Below are 25271 nucleotides of genomic sequence, written 5' to 3' on the forward strand. Positions count from 1 at the left end.
TCGTGGGTATATGACGCACGTGCTGACCTTCTCGGAGCTCGGATTCGATCAGTTGTCGCTGGTGGGGGGCAAAGGTGCGAACCTGGGCGAACTCGTCACCGCGGGACTCCCGGTGCCGGACGGATTCGCGCTGAACGCGGACTCGTTCGCGGTCTCGATGGAACACGGCGGGGTTCGCGCCGAGTTGCTCGCCACCCATCGGGAGGCGCTGTCGGCCGTCGGCGACGACGCACGCATGGCCGACCTGAGCAACCGGATGGCGGAGATGGTGACCAAGGCGGGTATCGCGCCGCAGATCGCCGCCGAGGCGCTCGCTGCATACCGGCGGCTGGCCGACGGCGGCTCCGACGTCAACGTGGCGGTGCGGTCGTCGGCGATCGGCGAGGACGGCAAGGACGCCTCCTTCGCGGGGATGAACGCCACGTTCACCAACATCGGCGGTCCGGACGATCTGCTGGTCGCGATCGTGCGGTGCTGGGCATCGCTGTTCTCACCCCGCGTGATCACCTATCGCGCGGAGAAGGGCCTGACCTCCGAGCCCCTGATGGCTGTCGTCGTGCAGAAGATGGTGGCGTCGGCGACCGCGGGCATCGTCTTCACCGCCGACCCGGTCACCGGGAACCTCGATCATCTGGTCGTCGAGGCCGTCGAAGGACTCGGCGAGGCCGTGGTGTCCGGCGCGGTCACCCCCGACACCTTCCTGGTGTCGAGAACGGACTGTTCGATACTGCAGACCAGTCTGGGCAACCAGGAGTTCCGGATAGTGCGCGGTGACGACGGCCATGATCGCCGTGAACCGGTGGCGGCCGGCCGGTCCGAGCCGGTCATCGATCCGGCGACCGTGCAGGCCATCGCGCGGATGGCATTGCAGGCCGAACAGCACTACGGCCGCCCGCAGGACATGGAATGGGCCGTCGATCCCGAAGGTCACATCTGGATCGTCCAGTCGCGGCCCATCACCACGCTGTCCGATGAGCAGACCACGACGGGCCGCGCCGATACGCAGGGGTCGGTGGCGCCACCCCGCGCGAAGGTGCTGGTGCACGGCCTCGCGGCCGCCCCCGGGGTCGCCACCGGACAGGTCCGCATCCTGCACTCACCGCGCGACGGGCACCAGCTCGTGGACGGCGAGGTGCTGGTGGCCCCGATGACCGACCCCGACTGGTTGCCGACCATCCGGCGCGCGTCGGCGGTGGTGACCGATCGGGGTGGCATCACCTGTCACGCCGCCATCGTCGCCCGTGAGGTCGGCGTGCCGTGCATCGTGGGAACACGCACCGGGACAACCGATCTGCAGCAGGGTGCGACGGTGACCGTCGACGGCGGCTCCGGTGAGGTCACCGCCGGCCGGACGGCGCGGCCCACTGTCGCGCGGACGACGGAAGCCTCGGCGCCGCAACCGCGTTCGGATGTGATCACCGCGACCAAGATCTACGTGAACCTGGCCTCCGCCACGCATGCCGCGGAGGTCGGGGCGACCGACGTCGACGGCGTGGGTCTGCTGCGCGCCGAGTTCATGCTGACCGAGGCACTGTCGGGCCGTCACCCGCGGGCGGTCATCGCCGCCGGCGAGTCGGACGCCTTCGTCTCGGCGATGGCGGACACGTTGTCGTCCATCGCCGGACCGTTCGGCTCCCGGCCGGTGGTCTACCGGACGACCGATCTGCGCAGCAACGAGTTCCGTGGCCTCGACGGTGGTGCGGAGTTCGAGCCGGAGGAACGCAATCCGATGATCGGCTTCCGCGGCTGTTACCGATACGTCCGTGAGCCGGAGGTCTTCCGGCTCGAGCTCGAGGCGCTCGCACGGGCACGCGAGAGCCACCCGAACCTGCATCTGATGCTGCCTTTCGTGCGGACCCGCTGGGAACTCGAACGCTGCTTGGAGCTGATCGACGAGAGCCCTCTCGGTGATCACCGCGGGCTGCATCGCTGGGTGATGGCCGAGGTCCCCTCGGTGATCTACTGGCTGCCGGAGTACGTCGACGCGGGCATCGACGGGGTGTCGATCGGCAGCAACGACCTCACCCAGCTGATGCTCGGCGTCGACCGTGACTCCGAATCGTGCGCCGAACTGTTCGACGGGAGTGACCCGGCGGTCCTCGACGCCATCGCCCAGATCATCTCGACGGCGCGCCGCTGCGGGATCACCTCGTCGCTGTGCGGGCAGGCTCCGTCGACCAACCCGGCATTCGCGGAACTGCTCGTGAAGATGGGGATCACCTCGGTGTCGGTGAACCCCGACGCCGTCGCCGCGACACGGCTGCACGTCGCTCGAGCCGAACGGCGCCTGCTCGTCGACGCGGTGATCCACGAACGGCTCGGGGACTCCTAGTCGCCCGCCCCGGTGGTCACGCCGACGACACCGGGGATGTCTGCCCGTACAGCCGATCGACATCCTGTGCCCGGCACGGCTCGGTACCCGGGGTGAGCATCGCCGCGGCACCGGCCGCGGTGCCGTAGCGGACGGCGTCGACGATCGGCCATCCCCGCGTGAGGGCGACCGCGATGGCGGCGACCATGCTGTCGCCCGAACCCACCCCGGTCCCCACGCCTGCCGGCACCGGCACCCCGGCGACATCGTGATCCTCGTCGGCGGTCACCACCAGCGCGCCCTGCGCGCCCAGCGACACCACGACGACCTCACTGATGTGGTGACGGATCAGGTCCCTGGCGGCCGCGACCTGCGCGGCACGATCGGGTAGTGGGGCGCCGGTCAGGTCGCGCAGTTCCCGCACACTGGGTTTGACGAGAAAGGCGCCGGTCACCCAGGGCAGCGCGGCGCCGTTGGTGTCGACGACGAGGAGGCACCCGTGATGAGCGGCGATTCGCGACACCGCGCCGAAGAAACCCGGTGAACACCCCGGCGGGAGGCTGCCGCTGACCACCAGCATCGAGGCCGCCGAGGCATTCTCGTAGATGACCTTCAGGCACCGCAGCTCCTCGTCGGCCTCCAGGTGGGGACCGGGCAGCACGAACCGGTAGCACTCGCCGCTGTGCTCGTCGACGATCACCAGTGACTCACGGGTGGGTTCGGCCACCGGTACCGGGCATGCCTCGAGGGGGTCGGCGGCGAGCAGCGACTCCACCCGCTGCCCCGTGTACCCGCCGCTCGTGAAGACCGCGGTGGCGGTGACGCCGAGCCGCGTCGCCGCGCGAGCGACGTTGATACCACCCCCACCGGGGTCGTAACGCGGATGGCCACAACGCATCTTGGAGCTCGGCAGCAAGCGCGGGACGGTCGAGTGGATGTCCAGCGTGGGATTCATCGTGACGGTCAGTATGTGCGGCACGTGAATCACCTCCGGAAGGGTATGCGGTCGCCAGATGGCCTCCGATCCAAATCTCCTCCGGTCCGGGCCGTCCCGTAAGGGCATTTCGACTCATGCCGTGGTGTCCGGCACCGGGGAGGAGATCGGGGCTCCTCGACGCGGGCGGGCTGACCTGCGCTCACACCCGTCGAATCGGGGCACTGCGACCCTTTCGGGCACACCCGATCCGGTGCATTGTGGAAGGATCCCCGACGAAGGGAGGAGCGGCGATGAAAGCGATCGAACGCGCCGCGATACGGGTGCACATCCTGGGTATCGCATTGCAGCCGGGCACGCAGGACCGAGTCCTCGAGGAGCTGGTGCGCCGCGGCTACCGGGTGCAGCCGAGCGACCTACGTCTGGTTCTCGACGAACTCATCGGACGCGGCCTCCTCGCCGCCCAGGACGAGATGATCGGATACCAGAAGCGCCGCACCTACGAGACGACGCCTGCCGGACGGATGTCCTGGGCCGAGGAATGTCGCGCACTGAGCAAACTCACCCACGAGGTGTTCGGAACCCGCCTGCCGCCGTTGCCTCCGCACGTCGGCATCGACGATTCGCAGGCCTGGTTGTCCGGAGCCGACCTCGAGGACGTGGACGATCAGTGAGCGGAGTGGGCTTCCGCCTGCCCTCGGCGCCGCGCCCACCGGTACAGTTCGTCGGCACCCCAGACTACGACGGGCATGGGTAGCAGCCACACCAGGAGATCCGCCGGCGGTGTCGTCGTGCCGAAGAGGTCCTGACACGCCGGCACCGTGACCACCACCACGACGAAGGTGAGCTCGAAGGCGAAGCCCCACAACAGCAGCCGATTGCTGAACACGCCGATCGAACTCAGCGGTGCGCGTTGGCACCGCGAGGCCATCGCGGTGCCGAACTGGCAGGCGACGATGCCGAGGAAGGTCATGGTCGTGGCCAGTTCCCACGTCGAGTGGAGGGGGCCGCTGTCCACCGGGTCGCCGAAGTGCCAGCCACCCCGCCACAACGTGCCGAGGAACAGGGCCACCACCAGGATCGTCGACACCCCGCCGAGGAGTCCCCACGACCGAAACAGGAGTTCCCGGTCCACGACGTTCTGGGTCCGGCGGCGCGGTGCCCGGTTCATCAGACCGGGTTCGGCCTTCTCGCGACCCAGGGCCAGGGCGGGAAGTGTCTCCGTGCCCAGGTCGATGGCGAGGATCTGCATGACCGTCAACGGAAGTGGGATGTTGCCGCCGGACAGGGCGTACATCAGGAACGGCACGACCTCCGGGGTGGCGTGCGCGAAGATGTACACGATGAACTTGCGGACGTTGTCGTAGACACGACGACCCGCGGCCACCGCGGTGACGATGGTGGCGAAGTTGTCGTCGGTCAGCACCATCGTCGCCGCCTCCCGGGCCACGTCGGTGCCGTTGCGTCCCATCGCGACACCGATGTCCGACCTGCGCAGCGCGGGTGCGTCGTTGACCCCGTCCCCGGTCATCGCCACCACCTCGCCCAGATCGCGCAGCGCGTCGGTGATCCGCAGTTTGGCCTCGGGGGAGGTGCGGGCGAAGACCAGTTCGGTGCGGCGCTTCAGGAGCCGGTCGAGTTCGGTCTCGGGCATCGCATCCAGATCGGGTCCGCTGATCACCTCGAGTCCGTGATGGGAGCCGATGCCCACACCCTCGGCGATCCCCCGCGCGGTGAGGGCATGGTCGCCGGTCACGACCATGATGCGGATGCCTGCGCGATGGCAGACGTCGATGGCGTCCCGGACACCCGTGCGGGGAGGGTCCATCATCGCCACGATGCCGTCGAGCGTCAGATCACGTTCGGCGCCGGCACGGTCGATGGTGCCCACCTGTCCCGGGCCGACGGACTTCGACGCCACGGCGAGCAGCCGCAGACCCTGACCGGCCCAGCTGGCGATGAGCGCGTGGAGTTCCGCATGGTCCGCGGCGGTCAGCGCTCGATCGGCGATGTGCGTGCACAGCTCGAGGACCTCCTCCGGTGCGCCCTTGACGTTGACCCGTCCGCCGTCGGCGGTAGGCACGACCGTGGACATCCGCCGCAGTGCCGGATCGAAGGCGAACGTCCGGCGCACAGCGGCCGGCCCGTCCGTGGTGCGGGAGGCCGTGGAATCGCCGGCACGGGGCGGGGTGACCCCGAGACCGGACGCCGCCCGGAGCAGCGCCAGCTCGGTGGGGTCGCCGAACTCGGTGATCGTCCCGGACTCGTCGACATCGATGGTCGCCGAACAGCAATCGGTCATCACCTGTGCCACGTGTCGCAGCGAGGCCGACGGGGTGCCGTCGAGGGGGAGTCCGACGACGCCGGCCGGTGTCCAGATCTGCGTGACCGTCATCCGATTCTGTGTCAGGGTGCCCGTCTTGTCGGTGCAGATCACCGTCGTCGACCCGAGTGTCTCCACCGCCGAGATCCGTTTGACCAGCGAACCGTTGCGCGCGAGGATGCGAACGCCCAGCGCCAGGGCGAGGGTGATGGTGGGCAGCAGTCCCTCGGGGACGTTGGCCACCAGCAACCCGATCGCGAAGTTGACCGAATCGCGCAGCGAGAGGCCGGCCAGCGCCGTGCCGAGCGGGATGAAGGCGAGTCCCATCGTGACGGCCACGGCAGCGATCAGCCACGCCACTCGTTTCACCTGCCGCTCCAGCGGACTCTCGTCGTGTCCGATCCGCTGCGACAGCGAGGCGATGTGCCCGAGTTCGGTGCGCATCCCGGTGGCGAACACCACCGCGCGGCCGTCCCCGCCCACGACATTCGTTCCGCTGAACACGATGTCGGTCGCCTCGACGATCGGCCCGGTGCCGGCGGCGGCCTGCGTCTGCAGGTGCACGGGAACCGACTCGCCGGTCAGTGTGGACAGATCGACCTCGACGGAACCGCCGATGAGTCGTGCATCGGCCGACACCCGGTCGCCTTCGGCGAGGTGGATGACGTCACCGGGCACCAGTTCGGAGGCCGGGATCTCCTCCTCCGGCCCCTCCCTGACCACGCGGGCCGTCACCGGGATGATGTCGGCCAGCGCTTCCACCGCGCGTTCGGCATGACGTTCCTGGACGAAGGCGAAGGCCGCGTTGATCACGATCACCACGACGATCGCCACGGACAGCGGCTGCGAGCCGCTGATCCACGCCAGCAGTGCGGCCACCCACAGCAACAGCGCGAGGGGGTGGGTCAGCTGGCGGAGCAATTGACCGAACCAGCGGCTCCCGCGGGTTCGGGTGAGTGTGTTGGGTCCGTGGATCAGGCGGCGTCGCTCGACCTCCCGGGGGGACAACCCGTTCGGGGACGATCCGAGGTCGCTCAGCAGCTGCTGGATGTCTTCCTGGGGATCGATATCCATCTCGTCGGGCACGGTCATCGTGGCGGCCCTCAGCGGTGGCTGTCGATGTCGAACTCCAGCCACTCGGCCTCCCACCGTCGCATGCGACGCCGGTCGGCGGCGGCCCGGACCAGAAGGACCAGTCCCCACCAGCCCAGGGTGGTCAGCATGACGACGCCGAGCCCGGCCATGATGCCCTCCACGACGGCGTCGGTGGTGGTGCGCGGCGGGTCCGCCGGCTTGTCCTCGTCGTCGAGCCAGATGACGCGGACCCGGCCGACGCGGTCGTGCCGTTCGGTGTCCACCGTGGCGGTGGCGCGCGAGCCGTCGGGCCGCCGCCAGGCGACGATGGTCGAATCGTCGTCCGGCTTGGGCATCGTGACGACGGTGGCGCTCACCGAATGTCGCGGTCCCTGGACCTCGACGGCGGCCTTGTGGGTGGCATACGTGTTGCCGCCGATGGTCAGTGCGACGAGCAGACCCGCCAGGGCAGACACCCAGAGCGCCAGCAGTACAAGTGTTTCCACCCGGTCCGTCGGACGGACGAGCCGGTTGGACGAGGCGTGCATCAGCCGCCAGCTGTGCAATTCACGGGAGAGGAACCGCAACATCGCGGGCTCCTGTCGAGTCGGTCGGTTCTTCCCCGCCCTGATCGAGCCGAAAGGGCGGGTACTCGTCACGCATCAGCGCCGCATACGCCCACACCCGATACTGCCAGCGGTTGATGCCCATCGCGAAGTCGAACAGTCCGCGGGGGTACGCGCCGGTGAAGAGCAGCGCCACTGCGGCGAAGAACGCCACGAGCGCCAGCACCGGCGCGATGGTCACCCGGCCGTCGTCGCCCTGTGCCACGTATCCGATGGCCAGCGGGCCGCCCAGCCACCCGCCGGAGAGTACCGCGAGGACGAGGTAATGGGGGATCGCCAGCAACCACCACTTCACCAGCGCGAGGCCACGGGACAACCGCTCCGGGTACACGACGTCGAAGTCGGCGGGATAGTCGGTTCGACGCAGCGCGAACGGCGGATACCGGTCGGTGGCGAACGCGGAGTGCGTGTAGAACGCGACGCGCCAATTCCACCGGATGACGCCGACGTTGAAGTCGAACAGGCCACGCGGATAGCGGCCGGTGAACAGGATCGCGAAGCCGGCCACGACCGTGCAGACGAAGAACGCGATGTCCAGCGCGATCAGTATCAGGAAGTGCGGTATCGCCAGCAACCATTTGATCAGCCACAGCCACCGCGACAGCGGTTCGTCGAGATGTCCGGTCAACGTCACTGCGTGCATCGTCTCGAGTCCTCCCGTCGAAGCCTCTGAATCGAGTGAAACCCGCCGGGCGCGGGAAAGGAAGGGTCTTCGATGAAGTGTAGGGGTCGGCGTACCGGCCCGTCTGGGTAGAAAGGCCCCTGTGCTGCCCGTCGGTATCCGGAATGACCGAATTTCTCAGTCTTCAGTCATTCGACTCACACTTTTTCCGAATCCTCGCTATGGTGATCGTGCGCTTCGTTAACGGCATCGAAGGGGGTGTCGAAGCGTAGGGGGTCAACACCGGGGTGGGAATGCCACTTCGGAGCATCGGTGGTCTACATGTGTGGAGGGCTCAGTTGACCAGGACTCTGTCGGCGCGCGCGTCCAAGCGAAGCGTCCGCAAATTTCTCGAACCGTCGGCAATCGCCGAGGCCATCGCCATCGAGCAGCACATCGTGTTGCCCGGATATCAGGCGCTGACCCACTATTCGTCGACCTTCGGACTGACCGAAGATCTGGTCCGTGAGATCGACGACGCGGCGCGACGCCACCAGGCGATCGTCGCCCAATTGCGGCGGATGCATGCCGATGCGCTTGCCGCGGAAACGGTTTCGTCCGCTCAACAAGAGGTGTTGGCTACACTGGGGCTCCTCGAGCCCGGCTCGGGCGAGGCTGCCGACGCCACGCCGCCGCGCCCGGTGCAGGTGTGCCACCTCATCCAGTCGTACCCGGGCCGGGCGGGGGATCCCACCTCGCGGGCCGTCGTCTCACTTGCTTTCCTGCTCGTCGCGGTCCATGCGCTCACCGATCCGACGAACTGTGGAACAGCTTCTCCCGCACTGAATCTGGTGCCGCCACCACTGCATCGTGACCGCGCGCTGCTGGAGAAGGTGCTCACCCACACGGTGGCCGCATTCGACGCATCGTCGCTCTCGGCGCTGACCGGGTTCATCGCCGACGCGGGTGAGTCGTTCGCCGGCTGGTCGACCGAGACGCAGCGCGGGCTGTCGGTGCTGCGCTACAACCCGCATTCGCTGCGTACGTCGTGCCGGAGCGTGGGACTCGGCGAGATCGACGTCCGTATCGCCGGCTGACTTCGGTGACCGACTGCGGCGACTGATCGCCGGTCCGTGGTTACCCTGGCGGGGTGACCACGTCGGTTTCGCAACGCTATCGGTGGCTGTTGCACGTCGACCTCGACCAGTTCCAGGTGTCGGTCGAGCGGCTGCGCAGTCCGGAGCTCGTCGGTGTCCCGGTCATCGTCGGCGGCAACGGCGATCCGACCGAGGCCCGCAAGGTGGTGACCTGCGCGTCGTATGAGGCGCGGGATGTCGGCGTGCGGGCCGGTATGCCGCTGCGTGCTGCCTACCGCAAGCTGCCCGACGCGGTGTATCTGCCGCTGGACATGGGCGCGTACGACGCCGCGTCGGCCGATGTCATGGATGTGCTGCGCGGGACCGGTCATCCCGTCGAGGTGTGGGGCTGGGATGAGGCGTACCTCGGTGTCGGTGCGCGGGGCGCCGAGGTCGACCCGTTCGACGATGCCGCCATCGTCGACTTCGCCGAGCGGGTCCGCCGCGACATCTTCGATCGTTGCGGTCTGACGAGCTGCGTCGGCATCAGCGACAACAAGCAGCGCGCCAAGATGGCCACCGGATTCGCCAAGCGGCCGCCCGGTGCCACGCCCGACGACGGCGTCGATGCGCCGCGCGTGTTCCTGCTCGACGACCGCAACTGGCTGGACCTGATGGGGGAGAGGGCGACTCGCGACCTATGGAGCGTCGGACCCAAGACGTCGGCCAAACTCGCCGCCAACGGCGTCGAGACCGTCAACGACCTCATCGCCACACCCCGCGACGACCTGATCGCCACCTTCGGCCCGCACCAGGGCAACTGGCTGTACGTGTTGTGCCGCGGCGGTGGCGATTCGACGATCACCGCCGAACCGTGGCTCGCCCGCTCGCACTCCAAGTCGCGGACCTTCGCGGCCGACATCGCCGAACCGTCCGAGATGCGCACCGCGGCAGCCGAACTGCTGCGCGAGCTGCTCGACCAGGTCGTCGCCGAGGAACGCCTCCCGTTCCGCGTGGCCGTGACCGTCCGGACCACCACCTTCTACACGCGCACCAAATCCCGGAAGCTCCCCGCCCCGAGCCTCGACTTCGACCAGCTCGAAGGCGTGGTCGCCGACCTGCTCACCAGGTTCGACATCGACCGCCCGGTCCGCCTCCTCGGCGTGCGCCTCGACCTGGTGACCGACGACGAGGACGCGCCGGTGGCGTGACCTCGATACGCGGCGTCCTCGCTGCGCTCGGTCGTCGCTACTCGGCCAGCAGGGGGTCACCCCTGCGCGATCACCAGCGGCACAAGCTGTTCCGCGGCCGTCCAGGCTCCGTGGTGGCCGATCATCTTCGACTCCATCGTCTCGCTCGTGGAGCGCGTCAGCGTCACCGAGTCCCGCGCCACCGCGACCACGTCCCCGATCCGACGCGCCACGGCGTCGGTCACCTCGGGTCCGAACCATCCCTCGTCGATGGTCTGCTCCCGCGTGACGACGTGCGCCGCGTCACCGAGATACCCCGACCATGCCTTCAGGACGTCATCGGCACCACCGGACGTCGCGTACACATGTCGCGCACGTGCCTCACCGGCCACAGCGTCGACGCCGTCGAGAAGTCCTGGCGCGGTGTCGATGTCGATGGCGCGGTCGGCGGTGATCATCCCGTGGTCGCCGGTGACGAGCAGTGTTGTCCCGGAGGGCAACTCGGCGGCGAGATCGGCCACGAGCCGATCGACCATCCGAAGCTTCTCCTGCCACGTCGATGAACCAGGACCGTGGATGTGTCCCGCGGTGTCCAACTCGCTGTAGTACGCGTAGACGAACCGGCGATGACGACTGTGTCCGCGCACCGCGGCCAGGACGCCGTCGCGCACGCCGTCGGGGGTCACCGCCGGCACGTACTGGCCGGGCGCGCGGAACGCTGCCAGGGTCAGACCCGTGCCGCGGAACTCCCCGGGCATCACGTAGGTCACCCGAACACCGTCATCCGCAAGAGCTTCCAGGCTGCCCGGGTGCGTCCGCACCAGTGCCGGGGGATAGGTGACCAGCGCCGACGGGCCGTGCGCGTCGTCGAGAGTCCAGCGCAGCGAGTTCAGCACCCGGCGTGATCCCCGTGTCCGACAGTCGTCGTCGGGCCGGAAGCTGTATCCGATGATCCCGTGCACGCCACACGCCGCCCCGACCGTCAGACTCAGGATGCTGGTCGCCGTCGTCGCCGGGAATCCGGCACGCAGCGTGGTCGCCGTCAGCTCGCGCAGCGTCGGCGCGGAATCCGCGTACTCCTCCAGCAGCGTCGCCCCGAGCCCGTCGATGAGCAACACCACCACCGAATCGCCAGGTGGCACAACCAGGTCCGACGACGCGGACATTCCCAGCGCAGAGGACACCGCGGGCAGGACGTCGGCGAGTGTGTGCGGGTACCGGTCCCAATCCGCGGGAGTCAGTTCGACGCTCACCGCACCCCCGACCCCGCCGGACCGAACATGTAGTGACCCGACCGCAGGAACCGCACCGACCGTCGCGCCTCGCCTTCGAGGAGCAACGGCGACATCGCGTCCCGCAGCGCGATCCGCCACCGCGCCGCGTCGAGCGGATGACTCGCCCGCATCGCTTCGACGTCCCGCGGCAACGCCACCACCACGGTGGCGTCCGGGGGCACCCGCTCGTGATGGGCGACCGGACGCGACCGATCGGAATCGTCGATCACCGGCACCGCACCGTCGGCGATCAGCGCCTCCACACTCCCGACATCATCGACGGCCTCGGGCAGCCCGTCCTCGGGCGCCCACGACATCAGCACCCGGTCGGAATCGGCGTCGCCGCCCAGCTCGTCGCCGAGCTCGCCGTAGAAGTCCTCGTAGTAGTGGACCGGCATCGCGCCCAGCTTCGTGATGTTGAAATACGCGTTCCGCGCGACCAGCGGATCGAAGGTCCACGTGATCGTCGTCAGTCCACGCGCCAGCGCCCACTTCCGCTGATGCATTTTCAGCAGGTAGCCCACATGGTGGCCGCGTCCGCGTCGGGAGACACCGGTGATGTGACTGTGCAGGGCCTCGCCGGCCGGCGCCGACAGGAACGCGACACTTCCGCCGGCCAGGTGATCGCCGATGAAGGCGCCGGACACGTAGTTGCCCGAATGCGACAACGCCCGCAGCATGTCGATGCCCACCGGGCGTCTCGTCGGGTCCGGCCGCCACACGTCGTCGAAGATCCGCATCAGTTCTTCGAGTTCGTCGGGCGAGGACAGCTCGCGGACCTCGACCGTGCGTACCTCGACAGGAGCCGGTGAAAGCGACATGCTGTCGATTCTTTCACCGCGCACCGACGAGTTGGCCGGGTTGGGTGAGTCGGTTGCGCGGGGGCCCACTCCTTAGGATGGGGCCATGTCACGCACCGTCCGCACGCCCGACGTGTTCACACGCGTCGCCGCGGCCGGTGTGGTGCCCGCCGTCGCGATCGCCGCGCACGGTGCCGCCGGCGGCCAGATGCCCAGCTCAGGTGGCCTGGTGCTCACCGCGGCGATCGGTGTGGTCGCGGCGATGCTCCTGCAACCGGCGACCCGAGGCCGGCGCCTCGTCCCGGCCACCGCGTCGGCCGTCGGCATCCTGACCGCCGCGCAGGTCGCCAGCCATTGGTCGCTCGCCGCCGACGCCGCACACGCCGGCCACGACGCCCCGGCGTTACCGATGCTGTTGACGCACCTCGTCGCGATCCCGCTCAGCGCCGTGCTGATCGTCGTCGGCGCGCAGCTGCTGGCCGTCATCGGGTCGGTCATCGCGTCGCTGACGCCGCCCGCCGCACTGCTCGCGCCCGGTGCATGCCCGGTCTTCTGGACGCAACCCGGTGTTCTCGCCGATCCGCCCGTCGGCGGGACCGGCGTTCGTGGACCTCCGCCCGGATTCTGACCCGCGCCACCGCACCGAACCCGCGACGGTTCGGTGCTGTCGTGCGCGCAACGCACAGACTTCCGAACTCTTGAGAAAGAACGCAGATGAAAAACCTTGTCCTGACGCGGGCCACGATCGCTCGCCGCCTCGTCCTGCCCGCCGCCGCTGCCGCAGTCGTCGGTGTCGCCTCCCTGACCGGGGCGGGTGCGGCGTCGGCGCACGTCACCGCCAACGCCCCGACCGTCACCCAGGGTGGGTACGGCGTCGTCACGCTGGTCGTCCCCAACGAGTCCGACGCGGCTCCGACGACGTCGCTGCGCGTGACCCTGCCCGGCCTGAAGTCGGCGCGCCCGGAGGTGATGAGCGGCTGGAAGTCGGTCGTCACCAAGAAGGACGATCTGGTCACCGAGATCACGTGGACCGCCGCACCCGGTTCGCCCGGTGTCCCGGTCGGCCAGTTCGGGCAGTTCCGCTTCTCCGGCGGCCCCTTCCCCGAGCAGGAGACCGTCACCCTCCCGACGCTGCAGACCTATGCCGACGGCGAGAAGGCCGACTGGAATCAGCCGACCCCGGCCGACGGCACCGAACCCGAGAAGCCCGCGCCGACCATCACCCTGGCGGCGGGCGGCGACGGACACGGTGCACACCATGCCGCAGCGCCCGAGGCCGCCACCGACGCGACCGAGTCGCAGGCGACGGAGACCGCCCAGGCCGACTCCGCCGCCCGCTGGCTCGGCGGCATCGGACTGGTCGTCGGCGCACTGGGCACCGTCTTCGGTGTCGCGGCGCTGATGGTTGCCCGACGCAATGGACGCGGCAATGCGTAAGCGCGCGCTCCCGCTGAGCCGTTCGGTCCTGTTGACCTTGGCCGCGCTCGCCTGCCTGGGTCTGGTCGGCACCTGGTCGGCGCCCGCGGCGTCGGCGCATTCGCGTCTCGTGTCCTCTGATCCCGCCGACGGCGCGAGCCTGCCCGCGGGCCCGTCGACCGTCACCCTCACCTTCAACGAGGGAATCCAGTCGGCGTACGCGGTGCTCAACGTCGTCGGACCCGACGATCATTTCTGGCAGTCCGGTGACCCCAAGGTCGACGGCAGCGTTGTGAGCGTCGGCGTGCGTGAGCTCGGCCCGACCGGGAAGTACACGATCAACTACCGGGTCACCTCCGCCGACGGACATGTCATCAGCGGGCAGCGCAGCTTCGAGCTGACGGTCGCCGGTAATGGTGAGCCGGGTCCGCTCGCCGACGCGTCCGCTGACCAGTCCGATGACGGAATCCCGGTGTGGTACTTCATCGTCGGTGCCGTCGTGGTGCTGGTCGTGGGTCTCGGTGTCGTGTTCTGGCTGACCCGCCGCCCCAAGACGCGGAGCTGACGCGTGAGGGTCGTGGCCGGTGTCCCGGCCCTGTTCGCCGGACTGCTGGTGAGCTGGTTGCTCGCCCGCCCCGACGGACCGGACACGGTGGCGATTCCCGCGACCCTCGCGCTCGGCGTCTGCGTCGTGGTTCTCGGCCTCGGCCTGTTGCCCACGGTCGACGCCGAGCCGTCGTCGAGACTGATCGGTGCACTAGCGGGCGTCTGGGTGGTGGCGACGCTGATCAGCGCCTGGGTGCGCACCGCCGATCGGTCCGGCGCGGACGTGCTCGACGTGAGTGCCGGCGACTTCGGTGAAGTCCTCAACTCCGGCGCCTCCGAGATGGTCGCGCTGGTCGCGGGTCTACTCATCGTCGTCTGGGCGGTGCTCGATCTGCTGACCGCGGTCGAGATCCCGGTCCTGGTGGTCGGGGTGCTCGCGGCGGTCGGGGTGCTGGCCACCGCGATCGCCGGGCACGCCGGCAACGACGCCTTCGGCCCGTTCCTCGTCGGCGCCCACGCGCTGGCCGCCGCCTGGTGGTGCGGTCTGCTCGTCGCGATGGTGATCGCGGTCCGCGGCCGGTCCGGGTGGGCGCGCAGTCTGCCGGTGTTCTCGCAGCGTGCGCCGTGGGCCGTCGGCGTGATCGCGGTGACCGGCGTGGTTGCCGCACTGACGGAAATCGACGGCCTGTCAGCCCTGTTCACCACCGGTTACGGTCGGATTCTGCTGGCGAAGGTCGTCATCCTGGCGGCGCTGGTGGGCGTCGCCCTCTGGCATCGACGACGATGGGTGCTCGCCGCCGAACGCCACCGACTGACCGAGGCCGCGTCGATCCGCAACGCCGTCGTCGAACTGGTGCTGATGGCCGTCGTGCTGGGCCTCGCTGCGGGGCTCTCGGCGACTGCGCCCTGACCTCTGGCTGCCTGATCCGAAAGTAGCGACCCGACCCCTCGCTGCCTGAGGTGCGAGGAGCGTAAGCGACGAGCCTCGAAGGCCTGGTGAGGTCGACCCCCTACTTCAACGCCCGCGACTGGTCCCAGATGGCGAGCAGTTCGTCGATGATGTCGGTGGCCATGTGCAGGGTGCTGAGGTGGCTTTCGCCGGGCAGTTCGAACAGCTTGGCGTCGGGCAGCAACGACACCATGTGCTCACCGTGGGCGTAGGGAATGATGTGGTCGTGGTCGCCGTGCCACCAGCGCACGGGGACCTGGATGTCGGAGACGCGGAAGCCCCAGTCCTTGGCGAACACGACGACGTCGGCGAACGGCGCCTCCATCGCACGTCGGCCGCCGTGGAGCAGATCGTCGAGGAACATCGCCCGGAACTCGGGCCGTTGCAGCAGTTCGCGGTCGGCGGCGGGGGACAGCCGTCCGTAGACGCTGATGGCCGGTTCGGCGACAGGCCGTGCGAAACGGAGCGCGACACTGAGGACCTGCCCGATCTGCGACCCCGCGACACCGACCGCCGGCGCCAGGAACGAGCCGAGTTTCATCGCGCCGCCGGGGATGCGGTCGGGGCCCACGGTCGGTGCGACACCGCCGAGAATGCCGACCGCGACCACCCGGTCGGGCATGGCGTGAGCCACACCGAGCGCGTACGGTCCGCCGCCGGAGAGTCCGATGACCGCGAACTCGTCGATGCCGAGTGCTTCGAGTACGTCGGCGAGGTCGGGCGCGAAGGCGGCGATGTTGTCGTACCGGTACGGCGTCGACGACCCGACACCCGGCCGGTCCAGTCCGATCAGACGAACCCCCCGTTCAGCGGCGAATCCGCGGGCCTCGACGGGGATCTGCCGCCGCGCTCCGGGTGTGCCGTGGAGCCAGATGATGGCTCGTCCGGTGGCTGATCCGTACTCGGCGAACCCGATGCGACGATCACCGTCGGCCACGGCGATCGACCCCTCGATCTTCGGACGGGCGATGTCGATCATGTGACCAGCATCTCACGTAGCTTTGTAAACGTGATTCCCGAGTTTCTCAACGGTGCCGCCAGAGCAGTCCGCCACGTCTTCAAGCCGTACCCGGCGACGGACATTCCCAAAGGTCAGATGCTCGACTTGCCCGGCCGCGGCCGCGCTTACGTCACCGATTCGGGACCCCGCGACGCGCCGGCGGTGTTCCTGCTGCATTCGGTGCTGACTACCGGACTGCTGTGCTGGTATCCGACGATCCCCGCGATCAACGACCGCTACCGGGTGATCACCCTCGACGCCCGCTGGCACGGTCGCGGTATCGAGTCGGAGAACTTCGATCTTCGTGACTGCGCCGACGACGTGGTCGCGGTCGCCGACGTCCTCGGCATCGACCGGTTCGTCGCCGCCGGCTTCTCGATGGGCGGCGGCATCGCCCAGCTGGTGTGGCGTCGTCATCCCGAGCGGGTGTCGGGCCTGGTGCTTTGCTCCACGGGACCGTTCTTCAGCACCCGCGACCCCCGGCACCAGAGGTCATCGGAAAGGACCGGTCGCATTCTCGTGCCGCTCTACCGGATGCTTCCGCGTATTTCCGACAAGAGCCTCGACAAGACGACGTCGCACACGTCCGTCTGGGCGCTGCGGCAGTTCTTCTCGACGCCGCTGTCACATCTCGGTGAATTCGGGAACGGATTGGGGCGATTCGACTCCCGCAGTTGGCTCGACGAGATCGACGTCCCGACCGCCGTCGTGGTGTCCACCCGCGACCGCGTCGTCGAACCCGAACGTCAGCAACTGCTGCTCGACGGCATCCCCGGGTCGCAGCGCTTCGAGGTCGACGGTGGTCACGCCTGCTGCGTCCTCGGTGCCCGGTTCTTCATCCCGCCGTTCACGGACGCGCTCGACGCGGTGACCACGCACGCGGCGGTGAGACCGAGCACGCGGCGGTGAGGGTTCCGCCGACAGCCCCCGCCGGCTGAGCGGGGGCATCACGCCACCATCGGTCGCAACGCCACACCTGCCGTTAGCCCCGCAAAGTTGTTTCGCCCGTGCAGAATTGGTCACGCGGTTTGTCGTCATTGGTCCGTGCGGAGGCTCGACTTCTGTGCGCCGCAGTGCGGCGCCGAACCGGACATACTGAATTACCCAGCTCCTGGCAAGATTTCAGGTCAAGAAGGTTCTGCACCCGGGCTGCCGTCCTCGACGGGCTACAGTCCTCCGCGCTGCGAGACTCTCGGCGACCGCGCCGTAGTCGCCGGACCCGTTCCCGCCCATCGATGCTGGGCGGGAACGGAACCGATTGAGCCGCCGGTGTTTTCACTGTGGAGTTGTCAAGGTACGGATGCGGTCCCGGTTGATGTTCGGTGAACGTCGGGTGCGGAAGGTGCTGCGCGTAAGTCTGTGTCAGGCGGCGATGTCGTCGAGTCGCATGGTGCGGCGGTTGTAGGCGGGTAGGGGTCGGCGCTGGGGGTCGATGTCGGCCGGCGGGATGAGCCAGGGGTGGCGGTCGAAGCCCATCATGATGTCCCAGCCGTTGTGGTGGACCTGGGTGTGGCAGCGTTGGCAGAGCAGGCACCCGTTGTCGAGCTCGGTGTCACCGTCGTCGGTCCAGTGCTGGATGTGGTGGACCTGTGTATGTGAGGGCGGTGCACCGCATTTGATGCAGGTCTGGTCGCGGATGATGATCGCTTTGCGCAGATGTGGTGGGAACAGGCGCTTTTCGCGGCCCATGGCCAGGGGCACGGTCTCGCCGTCGATGATGATTTCGGTGAGGGTCCCGTCGCAGGACAACCGTTTCGCGGTGGCGTGGGTGACCGGTCCGGTCCAGGGCAGGAATGCGGGATTGCCGCCGTCGGCGGGGATGGTCAGCACTGTCTGGTTTCGCGGGCTGCCGATGGTGTCGACGGCGGCTTGGTCGAGCAGTACTTCGAGTGCGTCTGCTCGTCGTTGGGTGGCCGAGCGTGGGTCGGGGGAGCCGTCGGGTTCGGGGCGCGGTGTGCTGCGTTCGTCGATCATGGCGATGAGTTTCTCGCCCACGACTTGTGTCACGTTGGCGTGGATCTCGACGCGACTGTCGTCGGTTGTGTGGTGGGAGAGCGTGTCCAGGGATCGGTCGTCGCTGGCGGGGATGCCGTCCTCGGAGGCGTCGGCGATGGTGTTGCCGATCATTTGGGCGTGCTTCTGTATGTCGGTGGGTGTGGCGCCGGACAGGGCCTGGGTGAGGAGTTCGGTTTGGTAGATGGTTCGGTCGTCGTCGGAAAGTGATGTGGGGGAGCGTTTCTCGATCGTGGACATCCCGCGGACGATGGCGTCGACGACTTCACCCGCGAGGCGGCCGTCAGCTGCGCAGGTTTCGATCTTGTCCAGCGTGCCGAGGTGGTCGGCGATGCGGGCGGTACGAGTGGCTGCTGCGGGTGGGAGTCCCATCTCGATCAACAGGTTTTTGGTGGTGGAGCCGGCTTTGGCGGCGACGCCGAGCTCATCGAGTTGTGCTGTGAACGAGGCGATGCGGTGATCGGCGAGGTTGCGCAGCAGTATCCATCGGCGCAGCTGTGAGTAGGTGTGGACGCCGGTGGGGTCGTCGGTGGGTGGGGTGATCTCGACGAGTTGATCGAGGATTGCGTCGAGTGGAGTCGTGTCGGTGTCGATCATGACGGCAGCCATCCCTCTTCTGAGGTGTACAAGCGGTTGAGTGGGACCGTCGTTGACTGCTGCTCTGTCATGAATTTTCTGTGTCTTCAGTTCTACATCGGGGGTCTGACAAGAACTGTGGACGGGTTGCACCTACGGTTTTGATCGATGAGGTGGTCGAGAGGTGTGGTGAGCTCCGCCATGACTCCAAGGTACACGAACGCATGTTCGAGTGCCAGGTTTCTCCACAGTCGACGTCTCGTGTGATGTATCGGGTCTTCGGTGACAGTTCTGCATCAGGACTTCGGTGACAGTTTGTGTATCAGGACTTCGGTGACGATTTGCTTGAGTTCGTTCGCGGACCGCAGGTTGTCCGTTACCGACGTGCTTGATGCCCGGGCTGGGTCAGATGTGCTCAGTGAGTACTTCGCCCCTCGGTGTTGGCCACGATGATCGTGTCGGCCTCGGCGAAGACCAGTACCTGCTCGAAGGCATGGCGCACATCAACCATGTAGATGACTGACTCGAATGAGAATGTGCCTGAGTTGTTGATCCGTCGCACTACGGCGCCTTCGGGCACGTGCACGGGTTCTTGCGGCTCGGGGACCGAGCGCGTTGGGAGTTGATCAAACAGGGGCGCAACGGATTTGGGATCGGGGCGTGGTGGATCGGCTTTCTGTGTAGTGCACCATGCAGTCAGTGGTGTGACCCGCCCGGGGAGGCCCTGGTGTGGCCGCTCGGTGTTGTAGACGTGGTCGAAACGCGTCGACCTGGGCTTGAAGTTCGGCGACGTTGTCGGCCAGTGGTTGCTTGTCCAGATATCGGAACAGTGTCTGGTGGAAGCGTTGTTCTTTCCTTCTTGCGTCCGCCGGCCAGCACGTACTCGGTGCCATCGAACTGCCAGCATGCGTTCGGAGCGGGATAGACAAATCGTCGCCACGCGCAGCGGGGCTTCTTCTTCGGCTCACGGCGCGCCACGCCCGCCTCTCGGAAGATTCGCGCCAGCGACGCTCTGGATGGGACCTCATCCAGCCCCATCGACCGAATCTTGTCGTGCACGCTGATTGGTCCGTGATCAAGCCCGGAAGCCTCCAGCGCTGCCCGCACCGCCAGGGCCTGCGCCTTGACCTCATCACTCAACATCGATGGACTCGACTTCGGGCGGCGAGTCCGCGGTTCCAGCACCGCCGACGGATCCTCGGTCCTCGCGCGTTTACGCAACTCGTAGAACGATTTTCGGGAAATTCCATGCTCGGCGCAGAACGTCGAGACCGCTCCACGCGGCGCATCGTCACGCCACTGAGAGATCGCCAGCCGAACTACAGGATCGCTGGGTCCATTGACAGCCACCGAAAACAGCCTCGGTGGGAAAGTGTCACCACCAAGACCCCCAACACTGTCACCGATGTCTTGATGCAGAACTGTCACCGATGTCCTGGGAGATAACAACAGTCGACGTCTCGGTCAAACCAGCGGTATGACGACGTCTTTCGCAATGCGAAAGCAACTCGCAACACTGACGCACCGGTCTGCGACCTTCAACTTGTGGTTCCTCCGGGACGCTCGACAGGTGATCTGTCGGAGTCGCTTGTTAGTCTCGCGTCCTCATCTGACAGAGCGGATACGGGGGATGTCCCAATCCGAAGGGAGTTCAGGGTGGCAATTCCTGTCGACCCGCAATTCTATGTGGGGCTTCTCGCTGCGCTCGTCCCGGCGTTCTCTGCGCCGGGGGCCTTGTACATTCGGCAGAAGCAACGCCGATCGCACTATGAACAGGTAGAGCAACTGATGGCGTTGCTGCCTGATGACGATGTCGATCCCGCCGTTGCGTCGCTCAAGCAGCGTTATCGCTGGGCCGAGGCTCTCCGTCGATTCGACATGATCACGCTGCCCCGTCCTCAGCGCGGGCGCGCATTTGTGTTCTCCACTATTGGCTGGGGTAGCGCCTTGATCGGTAGCGCCTATTTTGTCGGCGCTCTCGTACCCGGCGTGCTGACGGCTTCGTCGCGGGTACTGGCGGTCCTGTTCGCGCTGGGGATGCTTATCTGGGCCTGGCTCGCGTTGCTCACAGCCCACGACTTCCGGCAACCGGTGTACCGCCTCGCCGGCCTTCCTTTGCCCGCGTACTCCCCACATGCCACGCAGATTCGACGGATACGGGCAGATTACGGACTCTCCACTTCGCTCGACGACGCCGCCGAAGAGGCGACCCGAAAGCGGATTGAGCGAGGTCGTCGAGCTCGTCGGTGGTACACCCGCAGGCGCTACGAATTTCGTTCGGTGGCACTGGTTTTGAGAAGGCCTGTCGCAGTACGCGCGTTCCGCGTGAGTCGGCAGGCTTCCGCCAGAGGGGCACGATAGGCACGCTCGGTCGGACGAACCTGCAGCGCGTGAAGAGTGACCGTTGTGACGCTTGAACCTACGCCTGGACTTCGAAGGCTTTGAGAACCGTCGTCGTCCAGATCTGCTGTCCGGCAGGGCTCGGGTTGACGGTGTCCTTCAGCAGCGGCGCCAGCGACGCATCGTCAGTGGGGAAGGCTGAGTAGACGTCGATCACCTGGATGCCCTCGGCGTCCATGGCCGACGCGAAGCCGGCGGTCACTTCACCGGTGTTCTTGCCCTGCGCCGGGCTCTGCTTGATCGCGACGAGGTCGGCGTTCGGGTATTCCTTGCGGAGCTGAGCGACGAGCGGCTGCAGCTGTTCGGCGAGCGCGGTCTTCGGATCCTGCGTATGTCCGAAATTGAGCATGATCAGATCCGGCGAGGCATCCGCGGGAATCATCTTGTCGAGATTTTCGAGCGCGTAGTTCGCGTCTTTTCCGGAAGCGCTGCCATTCCAGAATCCGATCGGTCCGTTCGGGCCGTCGCCGAGTCCGACCATTGCGCCGTAATCGTTGGTCGTGGTGTTCCAGAATTTGGTGGCCATCGGCCGCTGGAGGGTCTGGCTGATCGCGGTGCCGACCTTCGGTGCCCAGCCGTCGCGGGCGGCACCGGTCGAATCACCGAGCAGCACAATTGTTCTCGGCTCAGCCGCATGCGCCTTGGCATCTTCCATGAAGGCAAGGGTGGCGGGCTGCTCGAGCGGGGTCGAGCTGGTCGGGGTCATTGCCGCCGCCGCGTCCGACGTCGGAGCGGTTCGATTACTCGACACGATGAGACCGACAACGAGCACCACGGCACACACGACCATGACGATCCAAGCCCAGATCGGTGCAGAACCTGCAATGCGCTTTACGGCATTGAACATGTAACAAGTCTCCCAACCCGCGTTTCTCGTCTAGCGACTTTGTCACCATAGCGGCCATTTACCGACCACGCGCGAGGCGTCGGGCTCGTTTGTTTCAACAATTACTCGGTGCGGGCAATCCAGCAACTCGGTCGCGGACCCAGGTCGCCATAGCGGGACCAGGGTTGACGATATGCCCCTGCTGTTCTTGCCGGACACTCAGTACCCGATCCCCGACCTCGCATGCGCGTCGAAGTGTGTCTTCCATCACATCACGAGGGATGACATTGTCGGCCGCGCCGTAGACCGCCAAGATCGGCACCTTCGTCGCGGTGCGGGGGAGGGTGTAGGCCGCGAGGCGCGCGTGCAGGGTCTGGGCGGCTGCCGGCGTCACGGCGCCCAGCGAGGTATCCGCGGGCACCGACAGCAACGACAATGCGGTGCGGTCGTCGCCGCACACCGGCACCGCGGAGCTGTTCAGCGCGGAGAGGTGGTCGCCGGGTTTCACCGCCGGGTCGGCCTGCGAGACTCCGTGCACCACCAGCGGATACAGGTGCTGCTGAGCCCGTGTGAGGGTGTTCTCCTGCGCGCGCGTCGCGAAGTAGCGGGGATCGAGCAGCGGCGCGACGGCCACGACGCCCAGTAGTTCGCCGCTGCCGCCGCCGTAGCCGGCGAACTCCTCGGCGGTCGACCAGACCGCCGCGCCACCCTGCGAGCGGCCCGCGGCCAGCCAGCGCGGACTGATACCGAGACCTGCGGACTGGGCCGCGCGGGCCGCGTCGATGACGTTGAATGCGGCGGTGCGGGGTTCGAGATACGGGTGCGGCGCCTGACGGCCGGTACGTGTGCCGAGTCCCTGGTAATCGGTGGTGACCACGGCATATCCCGCGTCGAGGAAATCCTGGACCGCGGTCAGGTCGCCGAACATGTCCGCCTGGTCCGACGGTGCGCAGTCGGGCGTGATGCCGGTGGTTCCGTGCGCGTAGGCGATCAGCGGCCAGCCGCCGGCCGGGGGAGTGGAACCCGGAACGAAAACCGCGCCGCTCACCGAGGTCGTCGACCCGTCGACACCGGAGGTGGACCGATAGACCAGTCGTTTGGCGACGGTGCCATACGGCAATGACCAGGAGTCGGGAGCGTCGTCGGTCCGAACGATTTCCCCGCGCTGCTCGACCGCCTCCGCGCTCAGCACGACGCTCGTCGACGACGCCGTCGAACTCGGTGTTCCGGCCGTCGAGTCGCCCCCCGGCGTCGACGCGCATGCCGAGATCCCCATCCCGAAAACGGACACGACGGCGACACATACGCCGACGTGCCGCACTCGCCCCCACCTGGAATTCACCCGAGAACGGTAACCCGTCGATTCGGGCGGTTTGCGTCGACGTATTAGTTGAATGATTCTGGGTGGGTGGAGTTATCCGTCGGGGTTCGGAGAACAGGTGTGGCGTCGGCTGATGGGCCGGTGCTGGCCGACGTCGATCAGGCACGGGTGCCGAGTACCCGGCGCCACGCTGAACCTCCTGCGCCGCAGCATAACCCGCTGGCCGTGTCCGCGCCGGGCGACGACGAGGTCTACGAGTATCTCGGTCCTCAGATGCGCTGGATTCAGCTGGTTCTGGTAGCTGCGTTCGTGCTGGTCTCCGTCTCACTCGTCGCATTCGCGACGACCCATCCGTGGCTCACGCCGGTCCTCGTCATTCTTGTCGCGAATGTGATCGGGAACACATTTTCATTGTTGACCGGCATGAACAAACGACGGGTGACATGGTCGTCGCATCAGGAGCGGGTTACTTCCTGGAATCCGCCCGACGGCCGATATCCCAGCGTCGACGTCTTTCTGCCCACCTGTGGTGAAAGTCTGGAAATCCTGCGCAACACCTATGAGCATGTCGTCGCGATGAACTGGCCCGGGAAGCTGTTCGTCTATGTCCTCGACGACGCGGCGCGCGAGGAAGTTCACGATCTGGCAGCATCTTTCGGTTTCGACTACGTGGTCCGCCCGGACCGCGGTCACCTCCGTAAAGCCGGCAATCTGCGACATGCCTGTCGGATCAGCCATGGGGAATTCATCGTCATCTTCGACGCCGATTTCTGTCCCCGCTCCGATTTTCTCGGCCATCTGGTCCCGTATTTGGACGATCCTCAGGTTGCGATCGTGCAGAGTCCGCAATGCTTCGCCACCACCGAGTCGATGAACTGGATTCAGCGCACCGCCGGTGCGACGCAGGAATTCTTCTATCGCTGGGTGCTGCCGTCGCGTGATCGGATCGGCGCGGCCAACTGTGTCGGGACGTCGGCGATATACCGGCGCAGCGCGATCGAGCGGGTCGGTGGTTTCGCCGCGATCGAGCACAGTGAGGATCTGCACACCGGACGTCACCTGCAGCAGGCCGGCTACACGATCCGCTATGTGCCGGTGATGTTGTCGCGCGGGCTGTGCCCGTCGGATCTGGCGGGCTTCCTCAACCAGCAGTACCGCTGGTGTCAGGGGACGTTGACGCGCGTGCGCTCGCTCCCCGGACTGCAAACGCCGCAGTTCCCCTCGCTCCCTGAGGAGGCCCGGAGCTTGCGGAGGGCCGTCTCGAAGGGCACTTTCCGCCAACGCGTCGCCCGATGGGCCGGCGTCCTGTACTACATCACCACCGCGATGAACGTCTTCCTGCTCTTCCTGCCGGGCGTGATCATGGCGGTCTTCTATCCCGAGGATGTGCGGCCCGCGCAGTTGGTCCTGTTCCTGCTCGGCCTGTGGGTGTATGTGGTGCTGTTCCCGCTGGTGTCGCGTACCCGCTGGCGTTTCGAGGTGCTCCGTATCCAGATGGCCTACAGCTACGCGCATGCGGTGGCGATCTGGCACAAGATCATCGGCCGCGAGATCGGCTGGGTACCGACGGGCGTGATCGGCCAGTCGAACTCGCTCGCCCGCTCCATCTCCTGGCTCGGCGCCACGGTGCTCGGGGCGTCATTGGTCGCGTTCTGGGTGTCCATCGTCTGGGACGTGCTGGAGTACGGGCTGGCCCAGTTCTGGATGATGGTCGGCCTGATGCTCGCGTACACATACCTGGCGTTGCCGCTGTTCATCGAGTTCGTGAAGATCTTGGTGCCGCGGCGTCGTTCGCGTGCAGCAGAGGTCGAACCAGAGGAGATCGCAGCATGACGGCGTTCGGTCCCGAACCCGACGACGCGCGCCCCGTAGCCCATCCCGAGCGCCCCAACCCGACGAACTGGAATCGCATCTCGGTGTGGGAGGTGGTCGGCTACACGCTGGCAATCCTGTTCATCGCGGCGCTGGCGCTCGGCTGGTTCGACATCATGCTCCCGTGGGACACCAAGTGATCG

At 67.2% G+C, this 25271-nt stretch carries 21 protein-coding genes and 2 pseudogenes; 12 read left to right on the top strand and 11 right to left on the bottom strand.

Annotated elements, in window-relative coordinates; translation table 11 throughout:
• Window positions 1-10: 10 nt before the first annotated feature.
• Window positions 11-2332 carry a phosphoenolpyruvate synthase gene (gene ppsA, locus NWF34_RS18660; protein ID WP_258325757.1) on the top strand — a complete coding sequence of 774 codons (2322 nt, stop codon included), beginning with the start codon at window positions 11-13 and terminating at the stop codon, window positions 2330-2332.
• A 16-nt stretch (window positions 2333-2348) separates the two neighbouring features.
• On the opposite strand, the gene NWF34_RS18665 is transcribed toward ppsA, so the two are convergent.
• A complete protein-coding gene (locus NWF34_RS18665) occupies window positions 2349-3290 on the bottom strand; it encodes a 1-phosphofructokinase family hexose kinase (protein ID WP_040004579.1) in 942 nt (313 codons plus the stop codon).
• A 248-nt stretch (window positions 3291-3538) separates the two neighbouring features.
• Here NWF34_RS18665 and NWF34_RS18670 point away from each other — a divergent pair, with 248 nt between their 5' ends.
• The gene (locus NWF34_RS18670) at window positions 3539-3919 is read left to right on the top strand and encodes a hypothetical protein (protein WP_006435347.1); all 381 of its coding nucleotides are present in this window, start codon (window positions 3539-3541) and stop codon (window positions 3917-3919) included.
• Here the strand turns inward: NWF34_RS18670 and NWF34_RS18675 are convergent.
• From NWF34_RS18675 to NWF34_RS18685, 3 genes and pseudogenes are all read right to left on the bottom strand, one after another.
• Complete coding sequence (locus NWF34_RS18675; protein ID WP_258325758.1) at window positions 3913-6660, bottom strand: cation-transporting P-type ATPase; 2748 nt, start codon at window positions 6658-6660, stop codon at window positions 3913-3915. The two genes, NWF34_RS18670 and NWF34_RS18675, sit on opposite strands and share 7 nt — an antisense overlap.
• Before the next feature lie 11 nt (window positions 6661-6671).
• On the bottom strand, window positions 6672-7232 hold the full coding sequence (locus tag NWF34_RS18680) for a hypothetical protein (RefSeq protein WP_258325759.1): 561 nt from the start codon (window positions 7230-7232) through the stop codon (window positions 6672-6674).
• Window positions 7210-7896: pseudogene (locus NWF34_RS18685) on the bottom strand (DUF4389 domain-containing protein); the annotation flags it as partial. The pseudogene NWF34_RS18685 and the gene NWF34_RS18680, both read right to left, overlap by 23 nt.
• Window positions 7897-8228: 332 nt before the next feature.
• On the opposite strand from NWF34_RS18685, the gene NWF34_RS18690 reads away from it, so the two are divergent.
• Window positions 8229-8966, top strand: a complete 738-nt coding sequence (locus NWF34_RS18690) for a hypothetical protein (protein WP_258325760.1) — start codon at window positions 8229-8231, stop codon at window positions 8964-8966.
• Between the two features lie 53 nt (window positions 8967-9019).
• Window positions 9020-10156: a DNA polymerase IV gene (locus NWF34_RS18695; protein WP_258325761.1), complete on the top strand. Its 1137-nt coding sequence runs from the start codon at window positions 9020-9022 to the stop codon at window positions 10154-10156.
• Window positions 10157-10212: 56 nt separating this feature from the next.
• Here NWF34_RS18695 and NWF34_RS18700 read toward each other — a convergent pair whose 3' ends face one another.
• Both NWF34_RS18700 and NWF34_RS18705 read right to left on the bottom strand, forming a co-directional pair.
• Window positions 10213-11388 (bottom strand): alkaline phosphatase family protein, encoded by a 1176-nt coding sequence (locus NWF34_RS18700; RefSeq protein ID WP_258325762.1) that lies wholly within the window; start codon window positions 11386-11388, stop codon window positions 10213-10215.
• On the bottom strand, window positions 11385-12230 hold the full coding sequence (locus NWF34_RS18705) for a GNAT family N-acetyltransferase (protein WP_258325763.1): 846 nt from the start codon (window positions 12228-12230) through the stop codon (window positions 11385-11387). The genes NWF34_RS18700 and NWF34_RS18705 overlap by 4 nt, the downstream gene beginning before the upstream one ends.
• 85 nt (window positions 12231-12315) lie before the next feature.
• Between NWF34_RS18705 and NWF34_RS18710 the strand changes: the two genes are divergently transcribed.
• From NWF34_RS18710 to NWF34_RS18725, 4 genes are all read left to right on the top strand, one after another.
• Window positions 12316-12837, top strand: a complete 522-nt coding sequence (locus NWF34_RS18710; protein WP_096273275.1) for a hypothetical protein — start codon at window positions 12316-12318, stop codon at window positions 12835-12837.
• 86 nt (window positions 12838-12923) lie between these two features.
• The gene (locus NWF34_RS18715) at window positions 12924-13646 is read left to right on the top strand and encodes a YcnI family protein (protein ID WP_096273277.1); all 723 of its coding nucleotides are present in this window, start codon (window positions 12924-12926) and stop codon (window positions 13644-13646) included.
• The gene (locus tag NWF34_RS18720; RefSeq protein ID WP_096273279.1) at window positions 13639-14190 is read left to right on the top strand and encodes a copper resistance CopC family protein; all 552 of its coding nucleotides are present in this window, start codon (window positions 13639-13641) and stop codon (window positions 14188-14190) included. Before NWF34_RS18715 ends, NWF34_RS18720 begins: the two co-directional genes overlap by 8 nt.
• 3 nt (window positions 14191-14193) lie before the next feature.
• Window positions 14194-15081, top strand: coding sequence for a copper resistance D family protein (locus NWF34_RS18725; RefSeq protein ID WP_258325764.1), 888 nt, complete (start codon window positions 14194-14196; stop codon window positions 15079-15081).
• A gap of 100 nt (window positions 15082-15181) precedes the next feature.
• Here NWF34_RS18725 and NWF34_RS18730 read toward each other — a convergent pair whose 3' ends face one another.
• Window positions 15182-16099 carry an alpha/beta fold hydrolase gene (locus NWF34_RS18730; RefSeq protein ID WP_258325765.1) on the bottom strand — a complete coding sequence of 306 codons (918 nt, stop codon included), beginning with the start codon at window positions 16097-16099 and terminating at the stop codon, window positions 15182-15184.
• A gap of 30 nt (window positions 16100-16129) precedes the next feature.
• On the opposite strand from NWF34_RS18730, the gene NWF34_RS18735 reads away from it, so the two are divergent.
• Entirely contained in the window at window positions 16130-17029 is a 900-nt protein-coding gene (locus NWF34_RS18735; protein ID WP_258325766.1) for an alpha/beta fold hydrolase, read from the top strand.
• Window positions 17030-17482: 453 nt separating this feature from the next.
• Here NWF34_RS18735 and NWF34_RS18740 read toward each other — a convergent pair whose 3' ends face one another.
• Together NWF34_RS18740 and NWF34_RS18745 are read right to left on the bottom strand one after the other, a co-directional pair.
• Complete coding sequence (locus NWF34_RS18740) at window positions 17483-18730, bottom strand: HNH endonuclease signature motif containing protein (protein WP_258325767.1); 1248 nt, start codon at window positions 18728-18730, stop codon at window positions 17483-17485.
• Between the two features lie 484 nt (window positions 18731-19214).
• Window positions 19215-20017: pseudogene (locus tag NWF34_RS18745) on the bottom strand (integrase core domain-containing protein); the annotation flags it as partial.
• A gap of 348 nt (window positions 20018-20365) precedes the next feature.
• Between NWF34_RS18745 and NWF34_RS18750 the strand changes: the two are divergent.
• Window positions 20366-21070 (top strand): hypothetical protein, encoded by a 705-nt coding sequence (locus NWF34_RS18750; RefSeq protein ID WP_258325768.1) that lies wholly within the window; start codon window positions 20366-20368, stop codon window positions 21068-21070.
• Between the two features lie 58 nt (window positions 21071-21128).
• Here NWF34_RS18750 and NWF34_RS18755 read toward each other — a convergent pair whose 3' ends face one another.
• Together NWF34_RS18755 and NWF34_RS18760 are read right to left on the bottom strand one after the other, a co-directional pair.
• Window positions 21129-21956: an SGNH/GDSL hydrolase family protein gene (locus NWF34_RS18755; protein WP_258325769.1), complete on the bottom strand. Its 828-nt coding sequence runs from the start codon at window positions 21954-21956 to the stop codon at window positions 21129-21131.
• Between the two features lie 94 nt (window positions 21957-22050).
• Window positions 22051-23277, bottom strand: coding sequence for a lipase family protein (locus NWF34_RS18760; RefSeq protein WP_258325770.1), 1227 nt, complete (start codon window positions 23275-23277; stop codon window positions 22051-22053).
• A gap of 66 nt (window positions 23278-23343) precedes the next feature.
• On the opposite strand from NWF34_RS18760, the gene NWF34_RS18765 reads away from it, so the two are divergent.
• Entirely contained in the window at window positions 23344-25089 is a 1746-nt protein-coding gene (locus tag NWF34_RS18765) for a cellulose synthase catalytic subunit (protein ID WP_258325771.1), read from the top strand.
• Window positions 25086-25268 (top strand): cellulose synthase (UDP-forming), glycosyl transferase family 2, encoded by a 183-nt coding sequence (locus NWF34_RS18770; RefSeq protein ID WP_258325772.1) that lies wholly within the window; start codon window positions 25086-25088, stop codon window positions 25266-25268. The genes NWF34_RS18765 and NWF34_RS18770 overlap by 4 nt, the downstream gene beginning before the upstream one ends.
• The last annotated feature ends 3 nt before the right edge of the window (window positions 25269-25271 follow it).

Source organism: Gordonia sp. GONU, assembly GCF_024733855.1.
Taxonomy (GTDB): Bacteria; Actinomycetota; Actinomycetes; order Mycobacteriales; family Mycobacteriaceae; genus Gordonia; species Gordonia amicalis.

Excerpts from the sequence above, each read along its gene's own strand:
- ppsA (WP_258325757.1), top strand. The coding sequence starts at position 11 with ATGACGCACGTGCTGACCTTCTCGGAGCTCGGATTCGATCAGTTGTCG.
- NWF34_RS18670 (WP_006435347.1), top strand. The coding sequence starts at position 3,539 with ATGAAAGCGATCGAACGCGCCGCGATACGGGTGCACATCCTGGGTATC.
- NWF34_RS18675 (WP_258325758.1), bottom strand. The coding sequence starts at position 6,660 with ATGACCGTGCCCGACGAGATGGATATCGATCCCCAGGAAGACATCCAG.
- NWF34_RS18680 (WP_258325759.1), bottom strand. The coding sequence starts at position 7,232 with ATGTTGCGGTTCCTCTCCCGTGAATTGCACAGCTGGCGGCTGATGCAC.
- NWF34_RS18705 (WP_258325763.1), bottom strand. The coding sequence starts at position 12,230 with ATGTCGCTTTCACCGGCTCCTGTCGAGGTACGCACGGTCGAGGTCCGC.
- NWF34_RS18710 (WP_096273275.1), top strand. The coding sequence starts at position 12,316 with ATGTCACGCACCGTCCGCACGCCCGACGTGTTCACACGCGTCGCCGCG.
- NWF34_RS18715 (WP_096273277.1), top strand. The coding sequence starts at position 12,924 with ATGAAAAACCTTGTCCTGACGCGGGCCACGATCGCTCGCCGCCTCGTC.
- NWF34_RS18720 (WP_096273279.1), top strand. The coding sequence starts at position 13,639 with ATGCGTAAGCGCGCGCTCCCGCTGAGCCGTTCGGTCCTGTTGACCTTG.
- NWF34_RS18730 (WP_258325765.1), bottom strand. The coding sequence starts at position 16,099 with ATGATCGACATCGCCCGTCCGAAGATCGAGGGGTCGATCGCCGTGGCC.
- NWF34_RS18740 (WP_258325767.1), bottom strand. The coding sequence starts at position 18,730 with ATGATCGACACCGACACGACTCCACTCGACGCAATCCTCGATCAACTC.
- NWF34_RS18755 (WP_258325769.1), bottom strand. The coding sequence starts at position 21,956 with ATGTTCAATGCCGTAAAGCGCATTGCAGGTTCTGCACCGATCTGGGCT.
- NWF34_RS18770 (WP_258325772.1), top strand. The coding sequence starts at position 25,086 with ATGACGGCGTTCGGTCCCGAACCCGACGACGCGCGCCCCGTAGCCCAT.